The following is a 20,513-nucleotide window of genomic DNA, read 5'->3' as shown; positions in this document are numbered from 1 at the left end:
CTGCCGTCAACCTCCAATGACCATCGCCTCGATGGCGGGCCTGTCAAAGCCGCTCTGGGCGATGATGACGATCTTCCCATCGCGCGGCTCGGTGGGCGACCAGGGCCGGTCATAGTGATGGCTGAACCGGCTGCCAACGCCCTGGATCAAGAGCCGCAGCGGCTTGCCGGCCACGCCCACAAAGCCCTTGATGCGCAGAATGTCATGGGCTTCCGCGGCAGCCTTGAGGCGGCTCAAGAGCGGCGCGGGATCATCGATCTCGGCAATATCGATGACGAAGCTGTCGAAGTCGTCATGCTCGTGCTCGCCATCGACACTGTCATGGTGAGAGGGGCGCGCGCTCAGATCATCTTCGGCGGCAGCGCCCAATCCCAGCAGGATTGCCGGATCGATCTGCCCCTGGCGGGCCGGGATCACCTTCACAGCGCGGGGAATGTTCGCTGCAATTTCGGCCTTGAGGGCGTCTAACTTGGCGTGGTCGAGCAGATCGGCCTTGTTGAGCACGATGAGATCAGCGGCATTGAGCTGATCCTCGTAGACCTCTTCCAGCGGGTTGTCGTGGTCGAGATTATCGTCGGCACGGCGCTGGGCATCGACGGCGTCGGGATTGTCGGCAAATCGGCCCTCGGCCACTGCCGGCCCATCGACGACCGCGATCACGCCGTCCACGGTGACGCGCGAGCGGATCGAGGGCCAGTCGAACGCCTTGAGCAAGGGCTTGGGCAAGGCGAGCCCCGACGTTTCGATGATGATGTGATGGGGCGGCTCCGGCCGATCCAGCAGTGCCTCCATCGCGGGCAGGAACTCATCCGCCACCGTGCAGCACAGGCAGCCGTTGGCCAGCTCGACGATGTTTTCCTCGGGACATGAGCTGATGCCGCAACCCCGTACGATCTCACCATCGACGCCTTGCGTGCCGAACTCATTGACGATCAGGGCAAGGCGCTTGCCCCCGGCATTCTCAAGCACGTGGCGCACGAGCGTCGTCTTGCCGGCGCCGAGAAAGCCGGTGATCACCGTGGCTGGAACCTTGCCCGTCGCAACAGTCATTCGATCGTCTCCATTCGAGGCAGAATCTGGTCGGGGGCGGGAGCGCGGCCGCCAATCGCTTCGCTGAGGGAGGCTGGCCGCTTCGAGCGAAGCACGCCGCCGGTCGGGGATGCGGCATAGGCTTCGCAATAGGTGAGAATATCGGCGCTGATCGCAGGCGACAGGCGGCGGAGGAGATAGGTCCATTTGCCGGCTTGGGAGATCGCGCCGGAGCAGCCCTCGTCGCAATTGGCGAGGCAGACGACCGGCACCAGCTCGACGGGCGATGCATTACCCTTCGCGCTCAGATGTTCGCGCAAAGTGTCATAAAGGATGCGGCCGTGAGGAGGCTTCGAGGCACCCGACGCCGATGAGCTCGCGCCATCGGCTTCCGGCGCCGCGTCAGCCATGCGGCAGGTTACGCAAATATGCAGCTTTGGTCGGCCGATTCCGGTCAAGCGGGCTCCTCGCAGTCCGCCGCATATCTATGCGGCCAGCAGCGGGTGCGAATGGCGATGATGACCCCGACGAGATCCCGGCATGAACCCTCAAGCCATGGCTGAGGACCTATACCGTCCGTAGCCGGCGCACCCCGCCCGGCAACCCGGATCATGTGACGGCAGGTCTCCTGGCTCGCGCCTCGATCGCTTGGAACCCCTTCCCGGCACCCATGCCAGTGGGACAGCGCCCAAGCTCGACGCTTACAGTTGCGGGGGCAGCTTCGGCATTGGCCCATGCTCCCCATGAGCTGCACCGAATTCCCTTTTCATCTTCCATGATGGAAGAACCGTCCACATTTAGCTATGACCTCGGGGGTGACCTGTCAATCAGATCGGACGGTATGGCCTTGGCCAGTGGTCTTCAAAAGCTCTCCCTCATTCTGGGCGGTGCCCGGTCGGGCAAGAGCCGCTATGCGGAAGAGCTAATGGCGAGCGAGGCGCCGCCCTGGGCCTATATCGCCACGGCTCAGGCGTTCGATGATGAAATGCGCGCAAGGATTGCTCAGCACCGCGCCCGGCGCGCGGAGAGCTGGGTGACGCTCGAAGCCCCGCTCGATCTTGCTGGCAGCATCGGCTCTCTCGACCCCAGCCAGCCGGTGCTGGTGGATTGTCTCACCTTGTGGCTCAGTAATCTCATGCTCGGGGCGCACGATTTGCAGGCTCAGTTCGCGGCGCTTGATCAGGCGATCGACCGCCACAAAGGCCCGGTGGTCATGGTCTCCAATGAGGTGGGGCTCGGCATCGTGCCAGAGAATGCATTGGCGCGGGCATTTCGCGACGAGCAGGGCCGCTTGAACCAAAGGATCGCCGCGCGGGCGGATCGGGTGGTGCTGATGGTGGCAGGCCTGCCGCTCCAGGTGAAGTGAGAGGGAAATGACAGGGATCAATCAGGACGAGCAGGAACGTCACCGGGCCAAGATGGCCAAGCGCAAGGCGGTCCAGGATGCGGAGGTTGCCGCCAAGACCCTGGAGAAAGGCTTGCTGATCGTCCATACGGGGCCGGGCAAGGGGAAATCGACCGCCGCCTTCGGGCTCGCCCTGCGCATGATCGGCAATGGCGGCAAGGTCGGGGTGGTGCAGTTCATCAAGGGGGCCTGGTCGACCGGCGAACGGGCGGTGCTCGAAGGGTTCGGTGATCTCGTCGAATGGCACAGCATGGGCGAGGGGTTCACCTGGGAAACACAGGATAAGGCACGGGATATCGCGGCGGCGGAAGCGGCCTGGGGCAAGGCTTGCGCTCTGATGGATGATCCGGATTTGCGCCTGCTGATCCTCGATGAGCTCAATATCGCGCTTCGCTATGAGTATCTGCCGCTCGATCAGGTGGTGGAGAAGCTGAAGGCGCGGCGGCCGGATCTGCATGTAGTGGTCACGGGGCGTAACGCGAAGCCCGCCCTGATCGAGGCGGCGGACCTCGTGACCGAGATGGGGCAGGTGAAGCACCATTTCGCGGCCGGAGTGAAGGCGCAGCCCGGCATCGAGTTCTGAGCGGAGCGATCCTTCATGACGGCGCGGGCAATCATGTTTCAGGGCACGGGCTCCAATGTGGGCAAGTCGCTGGTGGTGGCCGGGCTTGCGCGCGCGCTCGCTCATCGTGGCATTCGCGTTGCCCCGTTCAAGCCGCAGAATATGTCGAACAATGCGGCGGTGACCGCCGATGGCGGCGAGATCGGGCGGGCGCAGGCCCTCCAGGCGCGGGCTGCCCGCTTGCCGCTTTCGGTCCATATGAATCCGGTGCTGCTCAAGCCACAAAGCGAGACGGGTGCGCAGGTCATCGTGCAGGGCCGGATCTGGGGGCAGGCGGGAGCGCGGCAGTTCCAGTCGGTGAAGCGAGAGCTTCTGGGCTTCGTGCTCGACAGTTTTGCTCGTCTGAAGGCTGAGGCCGATATCGTGCTGGTCGAGGGCGCGGGCAGTGCGTCCGAGATCAATCTGCGAGCCAATGACATTGCCAATATGGGCTTTGCCCGGGCGGCAAATGTGCCGGTGGTGCTGGTCGGGGATATCGACCGGGGCGGCGTGATTGCGAGCCTTGTCGGCACGAAGGCGGTGCTGGAGGCTGACGATGCCAAGATGATCGACGGCTTCATCGTCAATAAGATGCGCGGTGATCCAAGCCTCTTTGCTGACGGGATGCGGGAGATTGCATCGCGCACCGGCTGGGCGCCGCTGGGGCTCGTGCCATTTCTGCCGGAGGCGGCGCGATTGCCGGCGGAAGATGCGCTCGACCTTGCCGAACGGCTGGACGCGCGCAAGCCTGAAGCAAAGGTGAAGATCGCCGTGCCGCTGCTGCCGCGCATTGCCAATTTCGATGATTTCGATCCGCTTGCTGCCGAAGGGGGTGTCGACCTCATCTTGGTCAAGCCGGGCGAGCCGCTGCCGGGTGATGCCAAGCTCATCGTGCTGCCGGGGTCAAAAGCCACGATTGCCGACCTTCACGCATTCATTGCCAATGGTTGGGATATCGATCTGCGGGCCCATCTGCGGCGGGGCGGTCATGTTCTCGGGATCTGCGGCGGCTTTCAGATGCTGGGGCGAAGGATTGCTGATCCGTATGGCATCGAGGGGCCGGCTTGCGAGGTCGCGGGCCTTGGCCTGCTCGAGGTCGAAACCGTGCTCACCGGCGATAAGACTCTCCGTGAGGTTCAGGGCGTAAGCGTGCCCGATAGCGTGCCTTTCCGGGGATATGAAATGCATGTGGGCCGCACCACTGGCGCTGAGATGACCAGCCCCGTGCTGCGGCTCGGGGATGGCCGGGTTGATGGCGCGCGATCGGGTGATGGCCGGGTGATGGGCACCTATGTGCACGGGCTGTTCGGGGATGACCGGCAACGCGCGGCCTTCATCCGCAAGCTCGGCGGTGAAGCGTCCGGGGTCTCGCATGAGCAGGCGGTCGAAGATGCGCTGGACAGGCTCGCTGCCCATCTCGAACGGCATCTTGACATAGACGGCATCCTCAAACGAGCGCGCTGACCATGAGCAGTGCCGTGAGGACCGCGAAGCCTTGTATCGCGCAGGCCAGCCGATAGAGGCATAAGGCGCGCCTGATGTCGGCGGGTGTTGCCTCGCTGCGGCCATCGCCCATCCAGGCATCGTTACGCAGGGTGTCCCCATAAATTTTGGGACCATTCAGCTTCAGCCCCAGGGCGCCGGCCAGGGCCGCCTCCGGCCAGCCGGCATTGGGGGATTTGTGGTGGCGAGCATCGCGCCAGATCGCCTGCCAGGCGCTGCGCACTTGGCAATCGGGCAGGAGCGCGGCGGCGATGATCAGCCAGAGGGCGGAAAGCCGCGATGCAGGCAGGTTCACGAGATCATCGAGCCTTGCGGCGGCCCAGCCAAAGGCCGCGTAACGCTCTGTCCTATGGCCGATCATGCTGTCGGCCGTGTTGACGGCCTTGTAAAGGCTGATTCCCGGCAGACCGGCGATCGCGCACCAGAAGGCCGGCGCCACCGCGCCGTCGGAAAAATTCTCAGCCAGGCTTTCCATGGCCGCCCGGCACACCGCTGGTTCATCCAGGGCCTCCGGATTGCGACCGACGATCTGGGAGACCGCTCGCCTTCCACCGGCCAGCCCGTCGCGCTCAAGGCCTTCGGCGACGGCCAGAACATGGCGATCGAGGCTGCGCTGGGCGATGAGGGTCGAGGCGAGAACGGCCAGGGCCATGATCGCCAGCGGGGCCGGCAACAGCGCATCAAGCAGCCGCTCCGCCGCGATCGCCACCGCTCCGGTCACAACCAGAAGCAGCGCTAAGGCAAGCGTGCCCTTGAGCCGGCGTGCGCCGTCAGGATCGCTGCTGCGGTTGAGGCCTTGATCGAGCTTTGAGATCAGCATCCCGATCCAGGTGACGGGATGACCGATCGCACGAAACAAGCGGTCGGGATAGCCGAGGACTGCCTCGACCGGCAAAGCAATGAATAATATGAGCAGATTTTGAGAATGGATCATTGGCGATCGCGCTGGATAGGGCAATGATAGGCGGTGTATGCGGGGATCGCATGACCGACAAGCATTTGATAGGACCAGTGTTTAGTGATGGGTTCCGGGCGGAGCTCGAATCCCTGCTGCGCTGGCGCAGGGATGTGCGCCATTTCCGCCGCGATCCGGTGGACGAACATCTGCTCGATTATCTGCTAGGCCTCGTTGATCTCGCGCCATCGGTCGGCAATAGCCAGCCCTGGCGGATCGTGCGGGTCGAGAGCGAAGCTGCCCGGGAGGCGGTACGCGCCAATTTCGAGACGGTCAATGCGCGCGCGCTCGAAGGCTATGAGGGAGAGGATGCAGCCCTTTATGCCCGGCTCAAGCTCGCCGGGCTTGATGATGCGCCGGTCCACCTTGCGGTCTTCGTCGAGGAGGCCTGTTCGCAAGGCAGGGGATTAGGACGCCAGACCATGCCGGAGATGCTGCATTACTCCGCCGTGAGTGCCATTCATACCTTATGGCTTGCGGCGCGCGCCCATGGTCTCGGCATCGGCTGGGTGTCGATTCTTGATCCGGCGGCGATCAAGGCTCTGCTCGCCCGGGCGCCGTCCTGGCGGCTCATCGGGTATCTGTGCCTCGGCTATCCTCAGGACGCAAATGTGGTGCCCGAGCTCGCGCGGGTCGGATGGCAAGCGAAAACCGATCCCAGCGCTCGCATCTTCGTGAAATGAGGCTCGACAGGGCCGTGGCGCTGAAGTAGCGTCGCAACCGGATCGGTCCCGCAAGGGCGAAGAGGGAACACGGTGATTCGTGCGACAAGCACGGGAAAAGCCGCGGCTGTCCCCGCAACTGTAGGCGCCGAGCTCCGTCCTGTTGACCCACTGGCAGCAGCCGGGAAGGGAGGATCGGAGCGATCGAGGCGCGAGCCAGTAGACCTGCCGGTCCCCTGGAGCTGTTCGAGAGGCCGCCGGTGGAGCGGCAGGAGGCAAGTGCTATGGCTGTTGAAACCCGCATGACCGCAGCGTCGGATCGCGCATCATCCTCATCCGTCCTGTCGCGGCTGGCCGCGCCGGCACTGATCTTCGCCATGGGTACCGCGCTGGTTTTCCTCGCCGGTTTCTCTCATGCGCAGAGCCTGCATGATGCGGCGCATGACACGCGGCACGCGCTCTCCTATCCCTGCCACTAGCCCATGTTCGGCAAAGTTCTCGCCGGCGGCCTCATCGGAGGCCTGGCCGGAGGAATCGCCGTTGCCGCAATTCAGGCGGTAACGACGACGCCGCTCATCCTCCACGCGGAATTGTTCGAGGCACAAGAGGCCGCGCAGGCGACGCTCAACGGCGCGCTGCTCTGGCTCGCCCATGGTCCGGCTCACGGCCCGGCTGCGGGCGAGGCGGGCGGAAATGACTTCGCGCGGCTGTTCTCGACCAGCGTGATGACCTGCGTTGTCGCGGTCGGCTATGCGTGGATGCTGCTTGCGGCCATGTGGGTGAAGGGCGAGGCGATCAGCGCCCGCAGCATCGTACCCTGGGCGATGGCCGGGTTCATTGCCACCGGGCTTGCGCCGGCGCTGGGCCTTGCGCCGGAATTGCCGGGTGCGGCCTATGTGGATCTCGGCGCGCGCCAGCTCTGGTGGGCCGGCACGGCGATTGCGACCGCCGCGGCGCTCGCATGCTTTGCCTTTGGCCGGACGGCGCTGTGGGTCGGGCTCGGCGTGGTGCTGATCTGCCTGCCACATCTGATCGGTGCGCCGCACACGCAAGAGGTGGCGAGCCAAGTGCCGGCCGAAATTGCGGCATCCTTTGCGTCCGCGTCGCTGGTGGTGCAGGCTCTCGTCTGGATCCTGCCGGCGGTGGCGGCGGGCTTTGCGGTTTCGCGCATGACCGCGGATTGAGCCGTCGGCGTTTAAGCGAAAGCGCGGGTCATTTGCGGTCTGGATGCCCTGGTCAAGCCTAGGCATGACCGCCGGGGTTGCCGCGTCGTCACCGGCCTGACGGGTCCGATCAGGCTCAATCGCCGAACGGATCCTCAACCCTTGGCCAATATGGCCGGGCGAGCTTCGTATAAGGCAGGTTGGCGAAATCGGGGCTGAGCGCGCCGGGGGTCGCCGCATAGAGGATCTTTGCGGCAATGGGTGCAAATCCCGCATGAAAGTGCTGGATCGACTTCACCACCACAATCTTGCGCTCGCGCACATCAAGGCCGAGGGCCGCGAAGCCTTCGGGGTGAAAGACCTGGGTGCGCTGGCTGTTGATCACGATATCGATGCCTTCGGCCTCGACCCAGGCGGCAGCACCGAGCGAGCCCACGGCCCGGCCGAAGCGCTGGGTCGCATTCTCGGCAAGGCCCTTGACCGTTACGGTGAGATCGACGGGATCGCCCGATGTCTCACCACATTTGCCCCCCAAGCGCAGCCGGAAGCGCGCGCCAAGGCCTGCGTCGAAGCAGAATTTCACCGCGATGGGGTCCCAGTAATAGCCGCTTGCGGCATTGGTGATGCCGCGCTCAAGCATGCGTTTCAGGCAGAAGGTTGAATCGCTCGGCGCGCCGCCGCCCGCATTGTCCGCGACGTCGGCGATCACCACGGGAGCGCCAGGCGTGGCGAGTGCTTCGTCCAGGGCTGCATCGAAGCTCAGGAAGCGCGGGGCGATGGCATGGCGCATCGCGAAGAGCTCATCACGCAGCCGGTCGGCCACGGTTTGCGCGTGGTTCCGATCACCATCGGCGACCACCAGCAGCTTCGCCCCGACATCAGGATTGTCGGCCCAGGGGAAGGAATGGCTGAGGGAGACCGAGAGAATGCCGTCGCGCCCTTCCATTTCCATCATCTGATCAACGAAGCCGCGCAAAGGCTGTTCGGTGGTGCGGAAGGTGCCGATCATGCGGCAGTCGGAGAGGGCCATGACAGGCCGGGTCCTACCCTGCGCCGCGTCATAAGCAAGGGCAAACAGCTCTTCGGCACGATCCGGAATGTCTATGTGGGGATATTCCTTGTAGCCCACGAGAATATCGGGGTGCCGGACCATGGTGTCGGTCAAATGGGCGTGAAGGTCAAACTCGGCGCCGATAATGGCACGCGGGCCCGCAACCGCACGGATGCGGGCGAGAATGTCGCCCTCGCAATCATCATAACCTTCCGCGGCCATGGCGCCGTGAAGGGCGAGCAGCACCATATCGACAGGGCCGGCTGCCTTCAAATCGTGCAGGATCTCATCACGCAGTTCCTCGTAGACCTGGCGGATGATCAGGCCACCGGGCTCCGCATAGGTGCATAGGGATTCCGCGACCTCGATGCCGTTCTCTTCGGCGCGGCGGCGCCAGATATGGAGCTGGGCCGAGCAATAGTTCTCAGGCCGCCGGGTGGCATCGCCATGGGCTATGAACCCTTCCTCGAAGCCCCGCCGGCTGGTGGGCTGCGGCACAAAAGTATTCGTCTCGGTGTCGAAACCGGCAATGAAGAGCTTCATGAGGGCGGGTCCGGGTACGCATGACAGATGGGTTCATGAGAATCGCCTTCTCCGCTCACCGGGTCAAGCATAGGTGCTGTTAATCGGTTTGCATCGCGTGCGTTGCGCCCCAGCTTTATTCATTGTACCGATCGGTTGGGGGTGCTGAATGGGAGCGGCTGTGCAGGACGGCACGATAGATCTCGTGGTCTTCCGGACGGGCAGCCTCGGCTGTGCTTTGCGGCGGGCCGACATCCGCGAGATTCTGCCCATGCCGCGCCTGTGGCGCTGGCCGGGGCTGCCGTCGGTCATCAAAGGGTTCTTCAATTTCGGCGGCGATGCGGTGCCGGTGCTCGATGCCGAGCAGCTCTTCTTGCTCGGGAATGACGCAGAGGAGGCCATAAAGGGCGAGGATGGGGCGAGTGATGATGATCCGGAGGCCTATCTCTATCACCACATGATCCTGCTTGCAGGGGCAGGACGGCAGAAGGTTGCGCTGCTGGTCGACCGGGTGACCGATCTGACGCAGGTACCACATGACAGTCTGCTGTCGGTGGAGGCGCAGGCCAGCCTCAATGGATGCGTTGTTGCGGGGGTAGAGATCGCGGGTGAACGCATTCATCTCCTCGATGGTCAGCGCCTCCTGCTCGCGGAGGAACGGATGGCGCTGGCTGAGCTCGCCGAGCGCGCGCGGGCGCGGCTCAAAGCCTGGGAGGAGACCGCGTGACGCCGTCCCTATCCGCAAGCGTGCCCGCTCATGATCCCGCCTTTCAGATGCTCAAGCAGCGCATCATCTCGCGCACGGGCCATGCCTATTACGATGACAAGGACCCCGCGCTGTGGGAGCGGATCAGACGGCGCCTGTCGGCAACAGGCCGGCAGAGCTGTGCGGACTATCTCAGGCTGCTCGATCATCAGGACCGCGATCTCGGAGCGGCGGAATGGCAGGCACTCGAGTCCGAGATCACGATCGGGGAAACGTTCTTCTTCCGCTATGCGGAGCAGTTCAATGCGCTGCGCCAAACAATCCTCCCCGAGATTATCCGGCGTAACCGGGATGGCCGGCGGATCCGGATCTGGAGTGCGGGCTGCGCGACGGGAGCCGAGCCCTATTCGGTCGCGATCGTGCTGCGCGAACTCTTGGGGGCCGAGACTGAGAATTGGTCGATCCGGATCATCGGCACGGACATCAATGAAGCCTTCCTCGAGACGGCTCGCGCGGGGATTTACGGCAACTGGTCGTTACGGGCGCTCTCGCCGGAGCAGCGTTTGCGCTACTTCATCAAGGAGCCGCAGGGCGATCGTGTGCTGCTGAAGCCCGAATATCGCGGCATGGTGCTGTTCCAACAGCATAATCTGCTGTCGCTTCTCGACCACAGCTCACCTCTGCAGTTCAGCGATTTCGACCTGATCCTGTGTCGCAATGTGCTGATCTATTTCCGCATGGAGGATGCGATCCGGGTGATGAGCGAACTTGGCGCACGGCTCACCCTCAATGGCTGGCTGCTCGCGGGGACAGCCGATCCCGGGCCGGTCCTTGCCGGGGAGATGCGCTATGTGCCCCTGCCGGGCACTGCGAGCTATCGGCGAATGGCGCAGGCGTTGGAGATCGACAGCCCGCTGCCGGCGCCTCCGGCTCGGCCTCAAACCGGGACCAAGACCGTTGGTCTTGCGCAACGCAAGGTCAAGGCGGCAAAGCCCAAGCCAAGCGCGAGCCGAAAGCCTAGACCAATACCCTCTCCTCAAGCTTTGGCTGTCGCCCCGCAGAGCCCAGTACAGCATGAGATCACGGATCATCTCGAACAGATCAGGACGCTGGCCGGGCGCGGTGATCTCGCACAAGCGCGATCGCTTTGCCGGGAAGCGCTGGCCGGCGATCCCGTCCATCCGGTGATCCACTACTATGATGGGGTGATCGCGCAGGCGATGGCGCAAGACGGGGAAGCAGAGGCTGCGTTTCGCAAGGCGCTCTATCTTGATCGGCAATTCGCCATGGCGCATTACCAGCTCGGCGTGCTGCTGGTGCGCAAAGGCAACCGGGCCGCGGGGGTGCGTCACCTGCAGAATGCGATCGAGATCGCGCGCAAGCTTGGCGATGACGAGACCATTCCAGAGGGAGGTGGGCTGTCCGCGGCCGAATTGAGCGCTGCGGCCATGCTCCACCTGGAGCCTTCCAGCCGCAACCGTAGTGTGACCCGATGAGCGAGGACACGGAAGCATCATCGCCCGGAGCGATGCGGCGGCGATTGCGCCGCGAGATCATCGGTACCCTTCGGGAGGCCAGGGACAATAGCGCGCGCCGCATCGAGCGCCTGCTGGATGAGCGCACCCGGCTGCTTGCCGCACGTGGCACGAAACTCCTTGGCAGCCGCGCGGATGAGGAGAACATGCTCCTCGTCTGCAGGATCGGCGGGGAGCGGGTCGGCCTTCCCTTGAGTGGGGTCGAAGCTGTGCTCCCGAACCAGCCGGTGAGCCCGATCCCGAGCCGCTATCCGGAAATGCTCGGCATCATCGCTGCGGGGGCGGAGATTTATAACGTGATCGATCTCGCCCGCATCCTTGGTCTGACGCCCGTCAACCCGCGCGATCAGGACGAGAGGATGCTGGTGCTCTTGAGGCGCCGATCACCAAGAATAGCCCTTCTGGTCGACTTTGCCGAGGAGGCCACGCAAATTGCCCGAGAAGCTGACGTCTCGGATGGTGCATCTGGCATCAAGGGGCGCGGCATCATCGGGTATATCGCCGCTTCCTCGGATAGTGCCGAGCAAGGCATAGCGCTGCTCGAGCTCGACACTCTGCTACAGCCGCTTCTGTCATCAACCTCGCCAAGTGGAGCCGCGTAACCGTGGGCCTGTCAATCGGAAACAGAATTCTGCTCGGCTTTGCCGTCATCATCGCGGTGCTGATCGGACTGGTCATCTACACCCTCGCCCAGTTCGGTGCGGTGCGCGATGCAACGGATCTGATCGTCACACGAGATTTCGCGACTATCCAGATCTTCGACCGCATTCTCGGGGAGGAGCGATCCCTGGGCGCCGCACAAGAAGATGCGCTGACGACATTCCTCATACGGCAGCTTGGGCAGCGCGCGGAAGGCGAAGATCCCATCCTCGCCTGGCGGCGGCAAGCGGCCGTGACAGAAGGCGTTCTTTCCGAAGCACTCTCATCGGTCATGCAGTATCGCGATCAGGCGGTGGATCCCGAGCGACAGGAGGCCTGGACCAAGCTTGCGCAACTCCTCGAGCAAGGGGCTGAGCGGCTGGCGCAGCTGAGAAATGAGACCGAGACCCAATTTGCCGCTATCGGGGCCAATGATCAGACGCGAGCACTGGCCAGCCAAAGCCAGATCCGCGCCCAACGTGCCGAGTTCCTGCGGATCTTCACGGATGCGCGCGGCATTCTCGAAGCATTGGTCCAGGCTGGCCGGCAGCGGTCAAGCACGGTGTACGACTCGAGCCGGCAGTCGATCATTCTCGCCATGATTCTGACGGTGCTGCTTGCCGCTCTGATCAGCTATCTCCTGCGGCAATCCATCGTGACACCGTTGGGCTCGTTCATGCAGTTCGCCGATCGCGTCGGCAAAGGCGACCTTGGGGTGAGGGCAGAGGCGGGGCGCGATGAGCTCGGGCATCTGGCGGCTGCCTTGAACGACATGGTGCGAGGCTTACGCGATATCACCCACCAGAACCGCGAGACCACCACAAATCTCAATGCGGCCGCAGAGGAGATCCGTGCCTCAACCCAGCAGCAAGCAGCGAGCGTTGCGGAGCAGCTCGCGGCTGTACAGGAGACGGCGGCAACGGTCGATGAGATCACCCATGCCGGTGTTCAGATCAGCAAGCGGGCTCAGGAGGTGATCGCCAACGCGCAAACGACCGCCCAGAACAGCGGGGCCGGCCTCAAAGCGGTTGAAGATGCCTCGCGCGCCATGGATGCCATTCGCGAACAGGCCGAGGCGGTGGCCGAGAATATCGTCGCTTTGAGCGAAAAGACGCAGGCCATTGGCGAGATCATCGCCACGGTGAACGACATTTCCGAGCGCTCTCATCTGCTCGCGCTCAATGCGGCGATCGAGGCGGCGGCTGCCGGCGAGGCGGGGCGGAGCTTTGCGGTCGTCGCCTCAGAGATGAAGATGCTGGCCGATCAGGCGAAGGATGCGACCGGCCAGGTCCGTTCAATCCTCGGCGATATTCAGCGCGGCATCAATTCGTCAGTGATGCTGACGGAGGAAGCGGTCAAGCGGGTGGTTGCGGGGAAGGATCAGGCGGACACAGCCCAGCAAACGATCGAGGAGATGACCGGCAGCATTCAAGAAAGCGTCCATACCTTTCAGCAGATCGTCGCCTCGACCAATCAGCAGCAGCTTGGCATTGAGCAAGTCATGGGCGCGCTGCAGAATATACGCGAGGCAAGCCAACAGACCTCCCAGAGCACCCGGCAACTCGATCAGGCCGCCGGCAATCTCGCGACCTTGTCGCAGCAGCTCGTCAGCCTGACCGAGCGATACCGCCTGTGATTGTTCTGAGGTTCGCTCGTTTGCGCAGAGACACCTGGCCGTGACAGATATCCGTCAACAGCTTCTCGCGGTGTTCGATGTTGAGCACAGGGAGCATCTCCAATCGATGCGATCGGTGCTCTCGGCGGCCGCTGCCGGGGATGAGGTTGATCTTTATGACGTGTTCAGGAGGGCGCATACGCTCAAGGGGGCTGCGCGGGCGGTCGACTTGACGGAGGTGGAGCGGCTTGCCGACAGGCTCGAGACCGTTCTTACGCAAGTGGTTGAAGCGCCGGGCCTGCTTACGAACGAGCTGAACAATGCGCTCTCGGTGGCGCTCGATGCGATCGAGGGCGCGGTTGCCGCCGCCGTGCAGGGCAGGCCGGAGCCGCACCTTCAGGATGCGATCGATCTTTTGGATCAGGTCGCGGCCAGTGAGGGTGAGCCATCCGCGCAGCCGGACATGACGGGTGAGGAGAAGGGCGAGCCGAGTGCGCTGGCCTCTCAAGCTCCTGAGCCAGCCTCGCCGCTGCCGGAGTTGCGGCCAAAACAGGTGGCAACCCCGGCGACGGGCACAAAGGGGACGCTGCCAGACACCACACCGTCGGAAGCATCAGCCTCTGCGGCTGGGCCATCGGTGACGGCGCATTCGGCGGCCGCCGCGTTCCTGACCGTCTCGACGGAACTGGTCGATGAGGTCGCGAATGCCTCTTATGAGCTCACGCTGGCGGTGCAGGCGCGGCAGGGGATCGATCAGCTCTATCGCGGTCTCGAGGCGGAGCTCAAGCAGCTCGAGCGCAGCTGGGAACAGGTCCGCGCCGAGAGAAGAAGCCAAGCCGTGGATGACAGAAGCAAGACCTTCCAGGCGCAGCTTCGTGCGATCTCGCGGCAATTGTCATCGCTCAACCGCAGGCAAAGACAGGCAAGCTGGTCCGTTGGACAAGCGGCTGCCGGGCTGAGAGACAGAATTGAGCATCTCGCGCTGGTGCCGGCAGAAACCGTGTTCGGTGGCTTTGCCCGTATGGTGCGGGAGATCGCCAGGGCTGAGCGCTACCCGGTCGAGTTCGCCATGAGTGGGCTCGACCTGCAGGCGGATATAAGCCTTCTGCAGGCGCTGAAGGATCCGATCATGCATCTGTTGCGCAATGCGATCAGCCATGGCGGCGAGCCTCAAGATGTTCGGCGCGCGCAGGGCAAGCCCGAGGCGCTGCATATTGCGCTCGAGGTTTCGGCTTCCGCGGACCAGCTGCATGTGCGCGTCTTGGATGATGGGCGAGGTCTCGACTTTGCCCGGATTGCGGAAGTGGCCGCGCGACGCGGCCTCATCGCGCCGGCGGCATTCGGGAGAGTGGACCAGGAGCAGCTTGCGTCCCTCTTGCTCCATCCCGGCTTCTCCACCGCGCCCGAGGTGAACGATCTTGCCGGCCGCGGCATTGGCCTGTCGGTCGTTCATGACGCGATTCAGCGACTGCGGGGCGCGTTCTCGCTGAGGCCGGGGAACCCGTGGGGCACTGTCGCGTTCCTTGATGTGCCGCTGTCCGCCTCGCGACAGAACCTGCTCATCGTCGAGGCGGAGGGAATGGTGTTCGGCCTTCCGTCGACCGCGGTTTCGCGCGTCATGCGGGTGAGGCTCGAGGATGTCGGCAGTGTAGGAGGCCAGCCGATTGTTGAGGTGAGACAGGGCGAGGAGGTGGAGCCGGTGCCGCTGGTGCCTCTGGCGTCGCTCATGCGGGGGACGCCCGGAATGCTACCCTCGGAGGGTGGCATGGTGAATGTCGTGCTGCTTCAGGCCGGCCGGCGGCAGCATGCGCTGGCTGTTGACCTGTTGCAGGAGGCGGGCCCCTTCGTTATTGCCGCGCCTGAGCTCATCGGTACGGACCCATCGATCATCGCCGGCACGGCCGTGTTGAGTGATGGCTCTCCCGCTCCCGTATTGCGGCCCGAGGGGCTCATGGCGCAGTGGATCGAACGGGACAAGGGGCGGGCGTCGCTCGTAGATGGCTGGAGCGGACCAGAGCAGCCCCGGCAGGCCACCATTCTCGTGGTCGATGATTCGATCACCACACGCACCCTCGAGAAAAACCTGCTGGAGGCGCAAGGCTTCCGGGTGCTGGTGAGTGTCGATGGCATCGATGCACTGGCAGTGCTGCGCGAGCAATCCGACATCGATCTCGTGGTGGCCGACATCGAAATGCCCCGCATGGACGGCCTCGCCCTGCTGCGGGCCATGAAGAATGATGCACGGCTCGAGGCCATTCCCGTCATCCTCATGACATCGCGCGCCGGGGCGGAGGATGTGAGACGCGGGCTTGAACTTGGCGCGGAGGCCTATCTCACCAAGCAGAAGTTCGACCAGCGCGAACTTCTCGCCACAATCAATCAGCTGCTATGAGGGAAAAGCGCGGTCCGATCCGGGTGATGGTCGTGGAGGATTCCGCCACCACCCTGGAATTGCTGGTTCAAATCATTTCGAGCGATCCGCGTTTCACCATCGCGGCGGCCATCGATACTGCGGAAAAGGCATTGGAATGCCTGGCCGAGGTCAAGCCGGATGTGATCTCCATGGATATCCGCTTGCCCGGCATGGATGGGCTCGAGGCGACGCGCCGGATCATGAGCGAACAGCCGACGCCTATCGTCGTGATCGCGGCCGCGGTCGAGGATGCAACGTTGCGGATCTCGATGAACGCGCTGCGGGCGGGCGCGCTCTCGGTCGTTGAAAAGCCAGTCGGGCCAGCGCATCGGCAATTCGCCAGCATTGCCGAAACGATCCGCACTCAACTCTACATCATGAGCCAAGTGCCGGTGATCCGGCGCCGGGAAGGTTATGTGCGGCGGCCCCAGGGCGAGCCCATCAGGCTGGCCGATGGTGATTGCTTGAGGCCGAAGGGCACGCCCAGCATCATTGGCATAGCGGCCTCCACAGGGGGACCGCCGGCACTTGCCAAGATGCTCGGCGCCCTGCCGGCGGATTTCCCCAAGCCGCTCCTTCTGGTTCAGCATATGGGCTCAGCCTTCATGGAGGGGTTCGCCGCCTGGCTCGATGGTGTGGTGCCGATGAAGGTCCGCATTGCCGTCGATGGCGCTGTTGCCGAACCTGGAACGGTCTGGGTCGCACCGGGGGATCGGCACCTCGTGGTCGACGAGGTCGGCAAGATGGCGCTGGTCGGCTCACCCCCCTATCGAGGGCAGAGGCCCTCAGCCAATCTGCTGTTCCGGTCGATCGCGCAATTCGGCGAAGCAGGAATGGGAATTCTGCTCACCGGCATGGGGGATGACGGTGCGGAAGGGCTGGGGCTGATCCGCAAGGCGGGTGGCTTCACCGTCGCCGAGCATGAGAGCAGCGCTGTCGTTTATGGCATGCCTGCGGCCGCGGTCCGCCAAGGCGCGGTATGCGTCAGCCTGCCCCTGCCGATGATCGCATCCCGCCTTGTGCACTATTGTGAGTATGCTCATGAGAAGCACTGATCGGCTGCCATCGGCCCAGATTCTCCTCGTTGAGGACTCCGATACCCAGGCGCTGCAGATGCAGATGCTGCTGGAATCCCAACGCTGCAGCGTGCAGCGGGTCGCATCCGCCGAAGAGGCATTGGACGCGCTGCATACGAGGATCCCGGATCTGATCATTGCGGACTATCATCTGCCGGGCATGAATGGCGATGAGCTCGCCCGGGAGCTCAAGCTCAGCATGAGCACCCGCACTGTGCCGGTCATGATGCTCACCGAGGCGCGGGAGCGGGATCTCGAGCGGCATGGGCTCGAGAGCGGGGCGGATGCCTATGTGCCGAAATCGGCCGATCAAGAGCTGCTGCTTCTGCGCATCAAGGCCTTGTTGCGGCAAGCGCCCGGCAGCACGGAAACGCGCCATGATCGATCGCTCGGCGCGCTGTTCCGGCGGGCTCAGCTCCTGCTGGTCGATGACCATCCGGAAGGCGGTGCGAGGATCCAGGCGCTGCTCACCCAAGACAGCTACAAGACGTCTGTCGTTCAGGATGACAAGGCGGCTGTGCGCGCCGTCTCGGAACAGCCCAATCGGTGGGCTGCGATCATCATCAATCTCGAGGACCCAGAGGCGGGCATCGCGCTCTGCGAGCAGCTGCATGTGATCCGCAGCAGCGATGCGGCCGCGGATGAGGGGCCGCTCTTCCAGATCATCGTGCTCGGCACCGGCGAGCCTGCAGCAATGCGTACAATCGTGGTGCAGAGCTTTGCCGCGGGGGCAGATGATGTGGTGCCGCAGTCCGCGGATCCGGAAGTGTTGAGGGTTCGCATTCGCAGCCTGGTGCGCCGGGCCATTCTCGATGAAGAGAACCGCCGGATCCTGGCGGAGGCGCGGGAGCAGGAGCTGGCCCTGGAGCGGGCGCGCGCCAAGCAGCTCGCGGCCGAGGAAAAGGCATCCATGGCGGAGGCCTTGGCGCTAGCCAATCAGGAGCTCGAAAGCGCCAACCGCCAGCTGCGCGAGACCCAGGCGCAGCTCGTGCATGCGGCCAAGATGGCCTCGCTCGGTGAGCTGGTCGCAGGGATCGCGCATGAGATCAACAATCCGCTGGCCTTCATCCTTGCCCATCAGAGCACGATCGAGCGCATCTGCGGTGATATCGAAGCGGAATTGAAGACAGAGGGGCACGGGCGCGAGGATCTTCTGGCGAAGACCGCCAAGGCGCGAGAGCGGCTTGACGCGGTGCGCTCAGGGCTTCGGCGCATACAGGATCTCGTGCTCAACCTGCGCAAGTTCTCGCGCCTGGAGGAGGGCAGCTTCGAGACTGTCAATGTGCGGGAGGCGATCGAAACGGTGCTGTCCCTGCTGGCACCGAAATTCGGCACCCGGATCAGCATCGAGCGCAATTTTGCCGCGCCCGACATGCTGACCTGTTCGCCTGCGCTCCTCAATCAGGCCGTCATGAACATCGTCAGCAACGCTGCGGATGCGATCCCTGACAAGGGTACGATCACCATCAGCACGTCCTGCGATCAGGACACCTATCGGATCGAGATCAGGGATACGGGGCCGGGCGTGCCGTCTGATCTGCGCGACCGAATCTTCGAGCCATTCTTCACCACAAAGCCAGTGGGCAGCGGCACGGGTCTCGGCCTTGCCATCGCCTACCGGGTCGCCCAAGCCCATCATGGCGCCATCGAGGTTGGTCCCGCAGTGGGCGGGGGAGCATGCTTTTCGCTGACTGTTCCGTTTCATTCCGCCGGAGCGGCCGCGTAAGCCATAAACCATTCAGAGAAAATGAACAAAAGAGACACCAAGAGTACGGTCCTGATTGTGGATGACGAGGCGGAGATCCTCACCGCCCTGGAGGATCTGCTCGAAGATTCCTACGAGGTGCTCTCCACCACCTCACCCGAGCACGCGCTGGAGATCCTGACGCGGGTTCCCGAGGTGGCCGTCATCATATCGGATCAGCGGATGCCGGATCTTGCGGGCGACCAGTTCCTCGCCCGCGCCCGCGCTGTCAGCAATGCGCAGGCCATTCTGCTCACCGGCTATGCCGATATCAATGCGGTGATCTCGGCCATCAATACGGGCTGGGTATGCGGCTATGCCCATAAGCCGTGGGATCCGGAGATGCTCCGGGCCATGGTGGCCAATGCACGCGAGCGTTACCTTCTCGGGCGCGAGCTGTCGCTTGAGCGCGCCCTGCTCAATGGCGTGCTTGCCAATTCCGGAAATGCGGTCTCCTTCAAGGATAGAGAAGGGCGGTTCGTCAGGGTCAATGCGCTCAAAGCCGCAAAGTTCGGTGTCACGCCCGAGGACTGTATTGGCCGCTTCGAGCGTGACTTCGTCGACGAGGCCCGCGCTCAAGAGGTCGCGACGATCGAGGCGGAGGTCATCAAGCAAAAGCGTCCGATCGATACGGTCGAAGAGCGGCCGATGCCCAATGGCGTGATGCGCTGGTTTGCGGTCTGCCGTTTCCCCATCCTCGATCAGGCCGGCAATGTCACCCATATCGGGACAATCCAGCGTGACGTGACCGAGCAGCGGCAGATGGAGGAGCGGCTGCGCCAGTCGGACAAGATGGAGGCGCTCGGAACGCTCGCGGGCGGCGTCGCGCACGACTTCAATAACCTGTTGATGGCGATGCTCGGCAATCTCGAGCTTGCCGCGAAGCGTATCGATGGGGATGAGCGCGTCGCCCGCTACCTGCGCAATGCGACAGCGGCAGGGCGGCGCGGGGCGGCGCTCACCGAACGGCTGCTAAGCTTCAGCCGCCGCAAGGAGATCCGTTCCCAGCTCCTGGATATCAACGAGACCATCCGGAATATGGGTGACATGCTGGAGCGGACGCTCGGCGGTCTCGTCGAGATTAAGACGGAGCTTGATCCTGAGCTCTGGGCGGGGCGGGCTGATCCCGAGCAGATCGAGCTTGCCATTCTCAATCTCTGTATCAATGCCCGGGATGCGATGCCGGAGGGCGGGGTCATCACCATCGCCACGGCCAATCAGGATATCCGTAAGCGGATGCCTGATCTCGCCCCGGGACGGTATATTCGCCTCACAGTGTCCGATACGGGACGGGGCATGTCGGCGGAAGTGCGACGCCGCGCCCTGGAGCCGTTCTTCACGACGAAGGCGGGTAAGGGCACGGGGCTCGGCCTCTCGATGGTCTATGGAATGGCCGTGCAGTTGGGCGGTGCCATCAGAATTCAAAGCACCCCGGACGAAGGCACGACCATCGAGCTTTACTTGCCGAGCGCGGATGCGGAGCCGGGGGTGAGCTGCGAGACGGACCGCACCGCGGAGGTGCCGCAGATCGATCCAGTCCGGATCCTGCTGGTGGATGATGACCATAGTGTGCGCGAGGTGACTGCAGCCCATCTCGCCGCCCTCGGCCATACTCTCGTGGAAGCGAAGGATGGTCCGGGTGCGCTCGATATCATGGCAAGCGACCAGCGGTTCGATCTCCTGGTCGCTGATTTCGCCATGCCGGGAATGACAGGGCTCGATCTTGCACTCAGGGCACGGAAGGTTCTGCCCGATCTCCCAGTGCTGCTGATCACGGGACATGCGGAACTTCCGGAAGCGGCGGAGAATATGAGCCTGCTGATCAAGCCATTCCGGCAGGAGGAACTGGCCCTGCGCATTGCGGAACTGATCGTGAAGGATTGAACAGCGGACG

Annotated in this window: 18 protein-coding genes and 2 riboswitches; of the genes, 14 read left to right on the top strand and 4 right to left on the bottom strand. The window is 63.8% G+C overall.

Going from position 1 to position 20,513, the window contains the following annotated elements:
* Nucleotides 1-6 precede the first annotated feature (6 nt).
* A complete protein-coding gene (gene cobW, locus RCF49_RS02890) occupies nucleotides 7-1,050 on the bottom strand; it encodes a cobalamin biosynthesis protein CobW (RefSeq protein WP_342642547.1) in 1,044 nt (347 codons plus the stop codon).
* A complete protein-coding gene (locus tag RCF49_RS02885) occupies nucleotides 1,047-1,487 on the bottom strand; it encodes a DUF1636 domain-containing protein (protein WP_342642546.1) in 441 nt (146 codons plus the stop codon). The genes cobW and RCF49_RS02885 overlap by 4 nt, the downstream gene beginning before the upstream one ends.
* Before the next feature lie 143 nt (nucleotides 1,488-1,630).
* Nucleotides 1,631-1,836: riboswitch (cobalamin riboswitch) on the bottom strand.
* Nucleotides 1,837-1,870: 34 nt separating this feature from the next.
* On the opposite strand from RCF49_RS02885, the gene cobU reads away from it, so the two are divergent.
* Genes cobU through RCF49_RS02870 form a run of 3 tightly spaced genes read left to right on the top strand, consistent with a single transcriptional unit; the run spans nucleotide 1,871 to nucleotide 4,499 of the window.
* A complete protein-coding gene (gene cobU / locus RCF49_RS02880) occupies nucleotides 1,871-2,395 on the top strand; it encodes a bifunctional adenosylcobinamide kinase/adenosylcobinamide-phosphate guanylyltransferase (RefSeq protein ID WP_342642545.1) in 525 nt (174 codons plus the stop codon).
* A 7-nt stretch (nucleotides 2,396-2,402) separates the two neighbouring features.
* Complete coding sequence (gene cobO, locus RCF49_RS02875; RefSeq protein ID WP_342642544.1) at nucleotides 2,403-3,017, top strand: cob(I)yrinic acid a,c-diamide adenosyltransferase; 615 nt, start codon at nucleotides 2,403-2,405, stop codon at nucleotides 3,015-3,017.
* A 15-nt stretch (nucleotides 3,018-3,032) separates the two neighbouring features.
* A complete protein-coding gene (locus tag RCF49_RS02870; RefSeq protein ID WP_342642543.1) occupies nucleotides 3,033-4,499 on the top strand; it encodes a cobyric acid synthase in 1,467 nt (488 codons plus the stop codon).
* Here the strand turns inward: RCF49_RS02870 and cbiB are convergent.
* Entirely contained in the window at nucleotides 4,483-5,472 is a 990-nt protein-coding gene (gene cbiB, locus RCF49_RS02865) for an adenosylcobinamide-phosphate synthase CbiB (protein WP_342642542.1), read from the bottom strand. The genes RCF49_RS02870 and cbiB overlap by 17 nt on opposite strands.
* 50 nt (nucleotides 5,473-5,522) lie before the next feature.
* Here cbiB and bluB point away from each other — a divergent pair, with 50 nt between their 5' ends.
* The 3 genes from bluB (at nucleotide 5,523) to RCF49_RS02850 (ending at nucleotide 7,339) form a co-directional block, all read left to right on the top strand.
* Nucleotides 5,523-6,176 carry a 5,6-dimethylbenzimidazole synthase gene (gene bluB / locus RCF49_RS02860; protein ID WP_342642541.1) on the top strand — a complete coding sequence of 218 codons (654 nt, stop codon included), beginning with the start codon at nucleotides 5,523-5,525 and terminating at the stop codon, nucleotides 6,174-6,176.
* Nucleotides 6,177-6,202: 26 nt separating this feature from the next.
* Nucleotides 6,203-6,402: riboswitch (cobalamin riboswitch) on the top strand.
* A gap of 37 nt (nucleotides 6,403-6,439) precedes the next feature.
* Nucleotides 6,440-6,634 carry a CbtB domain-containing protein gene (locus RCF49_RS02855; RefSeq protein WP_342642540.1) on the top strand — a complete coding sequence of 65 codons (195 nt, stop codon included), beginning with the start codon at nucleotides 6,440-6,442 and terminating at the stop codon, nucleotides 6,632-6,634.
* Between the two features lie 3 nt (nucleotides 6,635-6,637).
* Nucleotides 6,638-7,339 (top strand): CbtA family protein, encoded by a 702-nt coding sequence (locus tag RCF49_RS02850; protein ID WP_342642539.1) that lies wholly within the window; start codon nucleotides 6,638-6,640, stop codon nucleotides 7,337-7,339.
* 115 nt (nucleotides 7,340-7,454) lie between these two features.
* On the opposite strand, the gene RCF49_RS02845 is transcribed toward RCF49_RS02850, so the two are convergent.
* Nucleotides 7,455-8,912: a M81 family metallopeptidase gene (locus tag RCF49_RS02845; protein ID WP_342642538.1), complete on the bottom strand. Its 1,458-nt coding sequence runs from the start codon at nucleotides 8,910-8,912 to the stop codon at nucleotides 7,455-7,457.
* 148 nt (nucleotides 8,913-9,060) lie between these two features.
* On the opposite strand from RCF49_RS02845, the gene RCF49_RS02840 reads away from it, so the two are divergent.
* From RCF49_RS02840 to RCF49_RS02805, 8 genes are read left to right on the top strand one after another with little or no spacing between them, the layout of a single operon-like run.
* On the top strand, nucleotides 9,061-9,618 hold the full coding sequence (locus RCF49_RS02840) for a chemotaxis protein CheW (RefSeq protein ID WP_342642537.1): 558 nt from the start codon (nucleotides 9,061-9,063) through the stop codon (nucleotides 9,616-9,618).
* The gene (locus RCF49_RS02835; RefSeq protein WP_342642536.1) at nucleotides 9,615-11,093 is read left to right on the top strand and encodes a CheR family methyltransferase; all 1,479 of its coding nucleotides are present in this window, start codon (nucleotides 9,615-9,617) and stop codon (nucleotides 11,091-11,093) included. Before RCF49_RS02840 ends, RCF49_RS02835 begins: the two co-directional genes overlap by 4 nt.
* The gene (locus tag RCF49_RS02830) at nucleotides 11,090-11,734 is read left to right on the top strand and encodes a chemotaxis protein CheW (protein WP_342642535.1); all 645 of its coding nucleotides are present in this window, start codon (nucleotides 11,090-11,092) and stop codon (nucleotides 11,732-11,734) included. The genes RCF49_RS02835 and RCF49_RS02830 overlap by 4 nt, the downstream gene beginning before the upstream one ends.
* A 2-nt stretch (nucleotides 11,735-11,736) precedes the next feature.
* The gene (locus RCF49_RS02825) at nucleotides 11,737-13,407 is read left to right on the top strand and encodes a methyl-accepting chemotaxis protein (protein ID WP_342642534.1); all 1,671 of its coding nucleotides are present in this window, start codon (nucleotides 11,737-11,739) and stop codon (nucleotides 13,405-13,407) included.
* Nucleotides 13,408-13,447: 40 nt separating this feature from the next.
* On the top strand, nucleotides 13,448-15,778 hold the full coding sequence (locus RCF49_RS02820; RefSeq protein ID WP_342642533.1) for a hybrid sensor histidine kinase/response regulator: 2,331 nt from the start codon (nucleotides 13,448-13,450) through the stop codon (nucleotides 15,776-15,778).
* Nucleotides 15,775-16,854 (top strand): chemotaxis-specific protein-glutamate methyltransferase CheB, encoded by a 1,080-nt coding sequence (gene cheB / locus RCF49_RS02815; RefSeq protein WP_342642532.1) that lies wholly within the window; start codon nucleotides 15,775-15,777, stop codon nucleotides 16,852-16,854. Before RCF49_RS02820 ends, cheB begins: the two co-directional genes overlap by 4 nt.
* Nucleotides 16,835-18,601: a response regulator gene (locus RCF49_RS02810; protein WP_432807385.1), complete on the top strand. Its 1,767-nt coding sequence runs from the start codon at nucleotides 16,835-16,837 to the stop codon at nucleotides 18,599-18,601. Before cheB ends, RCF49_RS02810 begins: the two co-directional genes overlap by 20 nt.
* Nucleotides 18,602-18,622: 21 nt before the next feature.
* Nucleotides 18,623-20,503: a response regulator gene (locus RCF49_RS02805; RefSeq protein ID WP_342642530.1), complete on the top strand. Its 1,881-nt coding sequence runs from the start codon at nucleotides 18,623-18,625 to the stop codon at nucleotides 20,501-20,503.
* The last annotated feature ends 10 nt before the right edge of the window (nucleotides 20,504-20,513 follow it).

This window comes from Rhodoligotrophos sp. CJ14, from assembly GCF_038811545.1.
Classification (GTDB): domain Bacteria; phylum Pseudomonadota; class Alphaproteobacteria; order Rhizobiales; family Im1; genus Rhodoligotrophos; species Rhodoligotrophos ferricapiens.
The sequence above is the reverse complement of the archived record's forward strand: the minus strand, read 5'-3'. Positions and strand labels throughout refer to the sequence as shown.

Excerpts from the sequence above, each read along its gene's own strand:
- RCF49_RS02810 (WP_432807385.1), top strand. The coding sequence starts at position 16,835 with ATGCTCATGAGAAGCACTGATCGGCTGCCATCGGCCCAGATTCTCCTC.
- RCF49_RS02830 (WP_342642535.1), top strand. The coding sequence starts at position 11,090 with ATGAGCGAGGACACGGAAGCATCATCGCCCGGAGCGATGCGGCGGCGA.
- cbiB (WP_342642542.1), bottom strand. The coding sequence starts at position 5,472 with ATGATCCATTCTCAAAATCTGCTCATATTATTCATTGCTTTGCCGGTC.
- RCF49_RS02855 (WP_342642540.1), top strand. The coding sequence starts at position 6,440 with ATGGCTGTTGAAACCCGCATGACCGCAGCGTCGGATCGCGCATCATCC.
- RCF49_RS02805 (WP_342642530.1), top strand. The coding sequence starts at position 18,623 with ATGAACAAAAGAGACACCAAGAGTACGGTCCTGATTGTGGATGACGAG.
- cobW (WP_342642547.1), bottom strand. The coding sequence starts at position 1,050 with ATGACTGTTGCGACGGGCAAGGTTCCAGCCACGGTGATCACCGGCTTT.
- cobU (WP_342642545.1), top strand. The coding sequence starts at position 1,871 with ATGGCCTTGGCCAGTGGTCTTCAAAAGCTCTCCCTCATTCTGGGCGGT.
- cheB (WP_342642532.1), top strand. The coding sequence starts at position 15,775 with ATGAGGGAAAAGCGCGGTCCGATCCGGGTGATGGTCGTGGAGGATTCC.
- RCF49_RS02850 (WP_342642539.1), top strand. The coding sequence starts at position 6,638 with ATGTTCGGCAAAGTTCTCGCCGGCGGCCTCATCGGAGGCCTGGCCGGA.
- bluB (WP_342642541.1), top strand. The coding sequence starts at position 5,523 with ATGACCGACAAGCATTTGATAGGACCAGTGTTTAGTGATGGGTTCCGG.
- RCF49_RS02870 (WP_342642543.1), top strand. The coding sequence starts at position 3,033 with ATGACGGCGCGGGCAATCATGTTTCAGGGCACGGGCTCCAATGTGGGC.
- RCF49_RS02845 (WP_342642538.1), bottom strand. The coding sequence starts at position 8,912 with ATGAAGCTCTTCATTGCCGGTTTCGACACCGAGACGAATACTTTTGTG.
- cobO (WP_342642544.1), top strand. The coding sequence starts at position 2,403 with ATGACAGGGATCAATCAGGACGAGCAGGAACGTCACCGGGCCAAGATG.
- RCF49_RS02840 (WP_342642537.1), top strand. The coding sequence starts at position 9,061 with ATGGGAGCGGCTGTGCAGGACGGCACGATAGATCTCGTGGTCTTCCGG.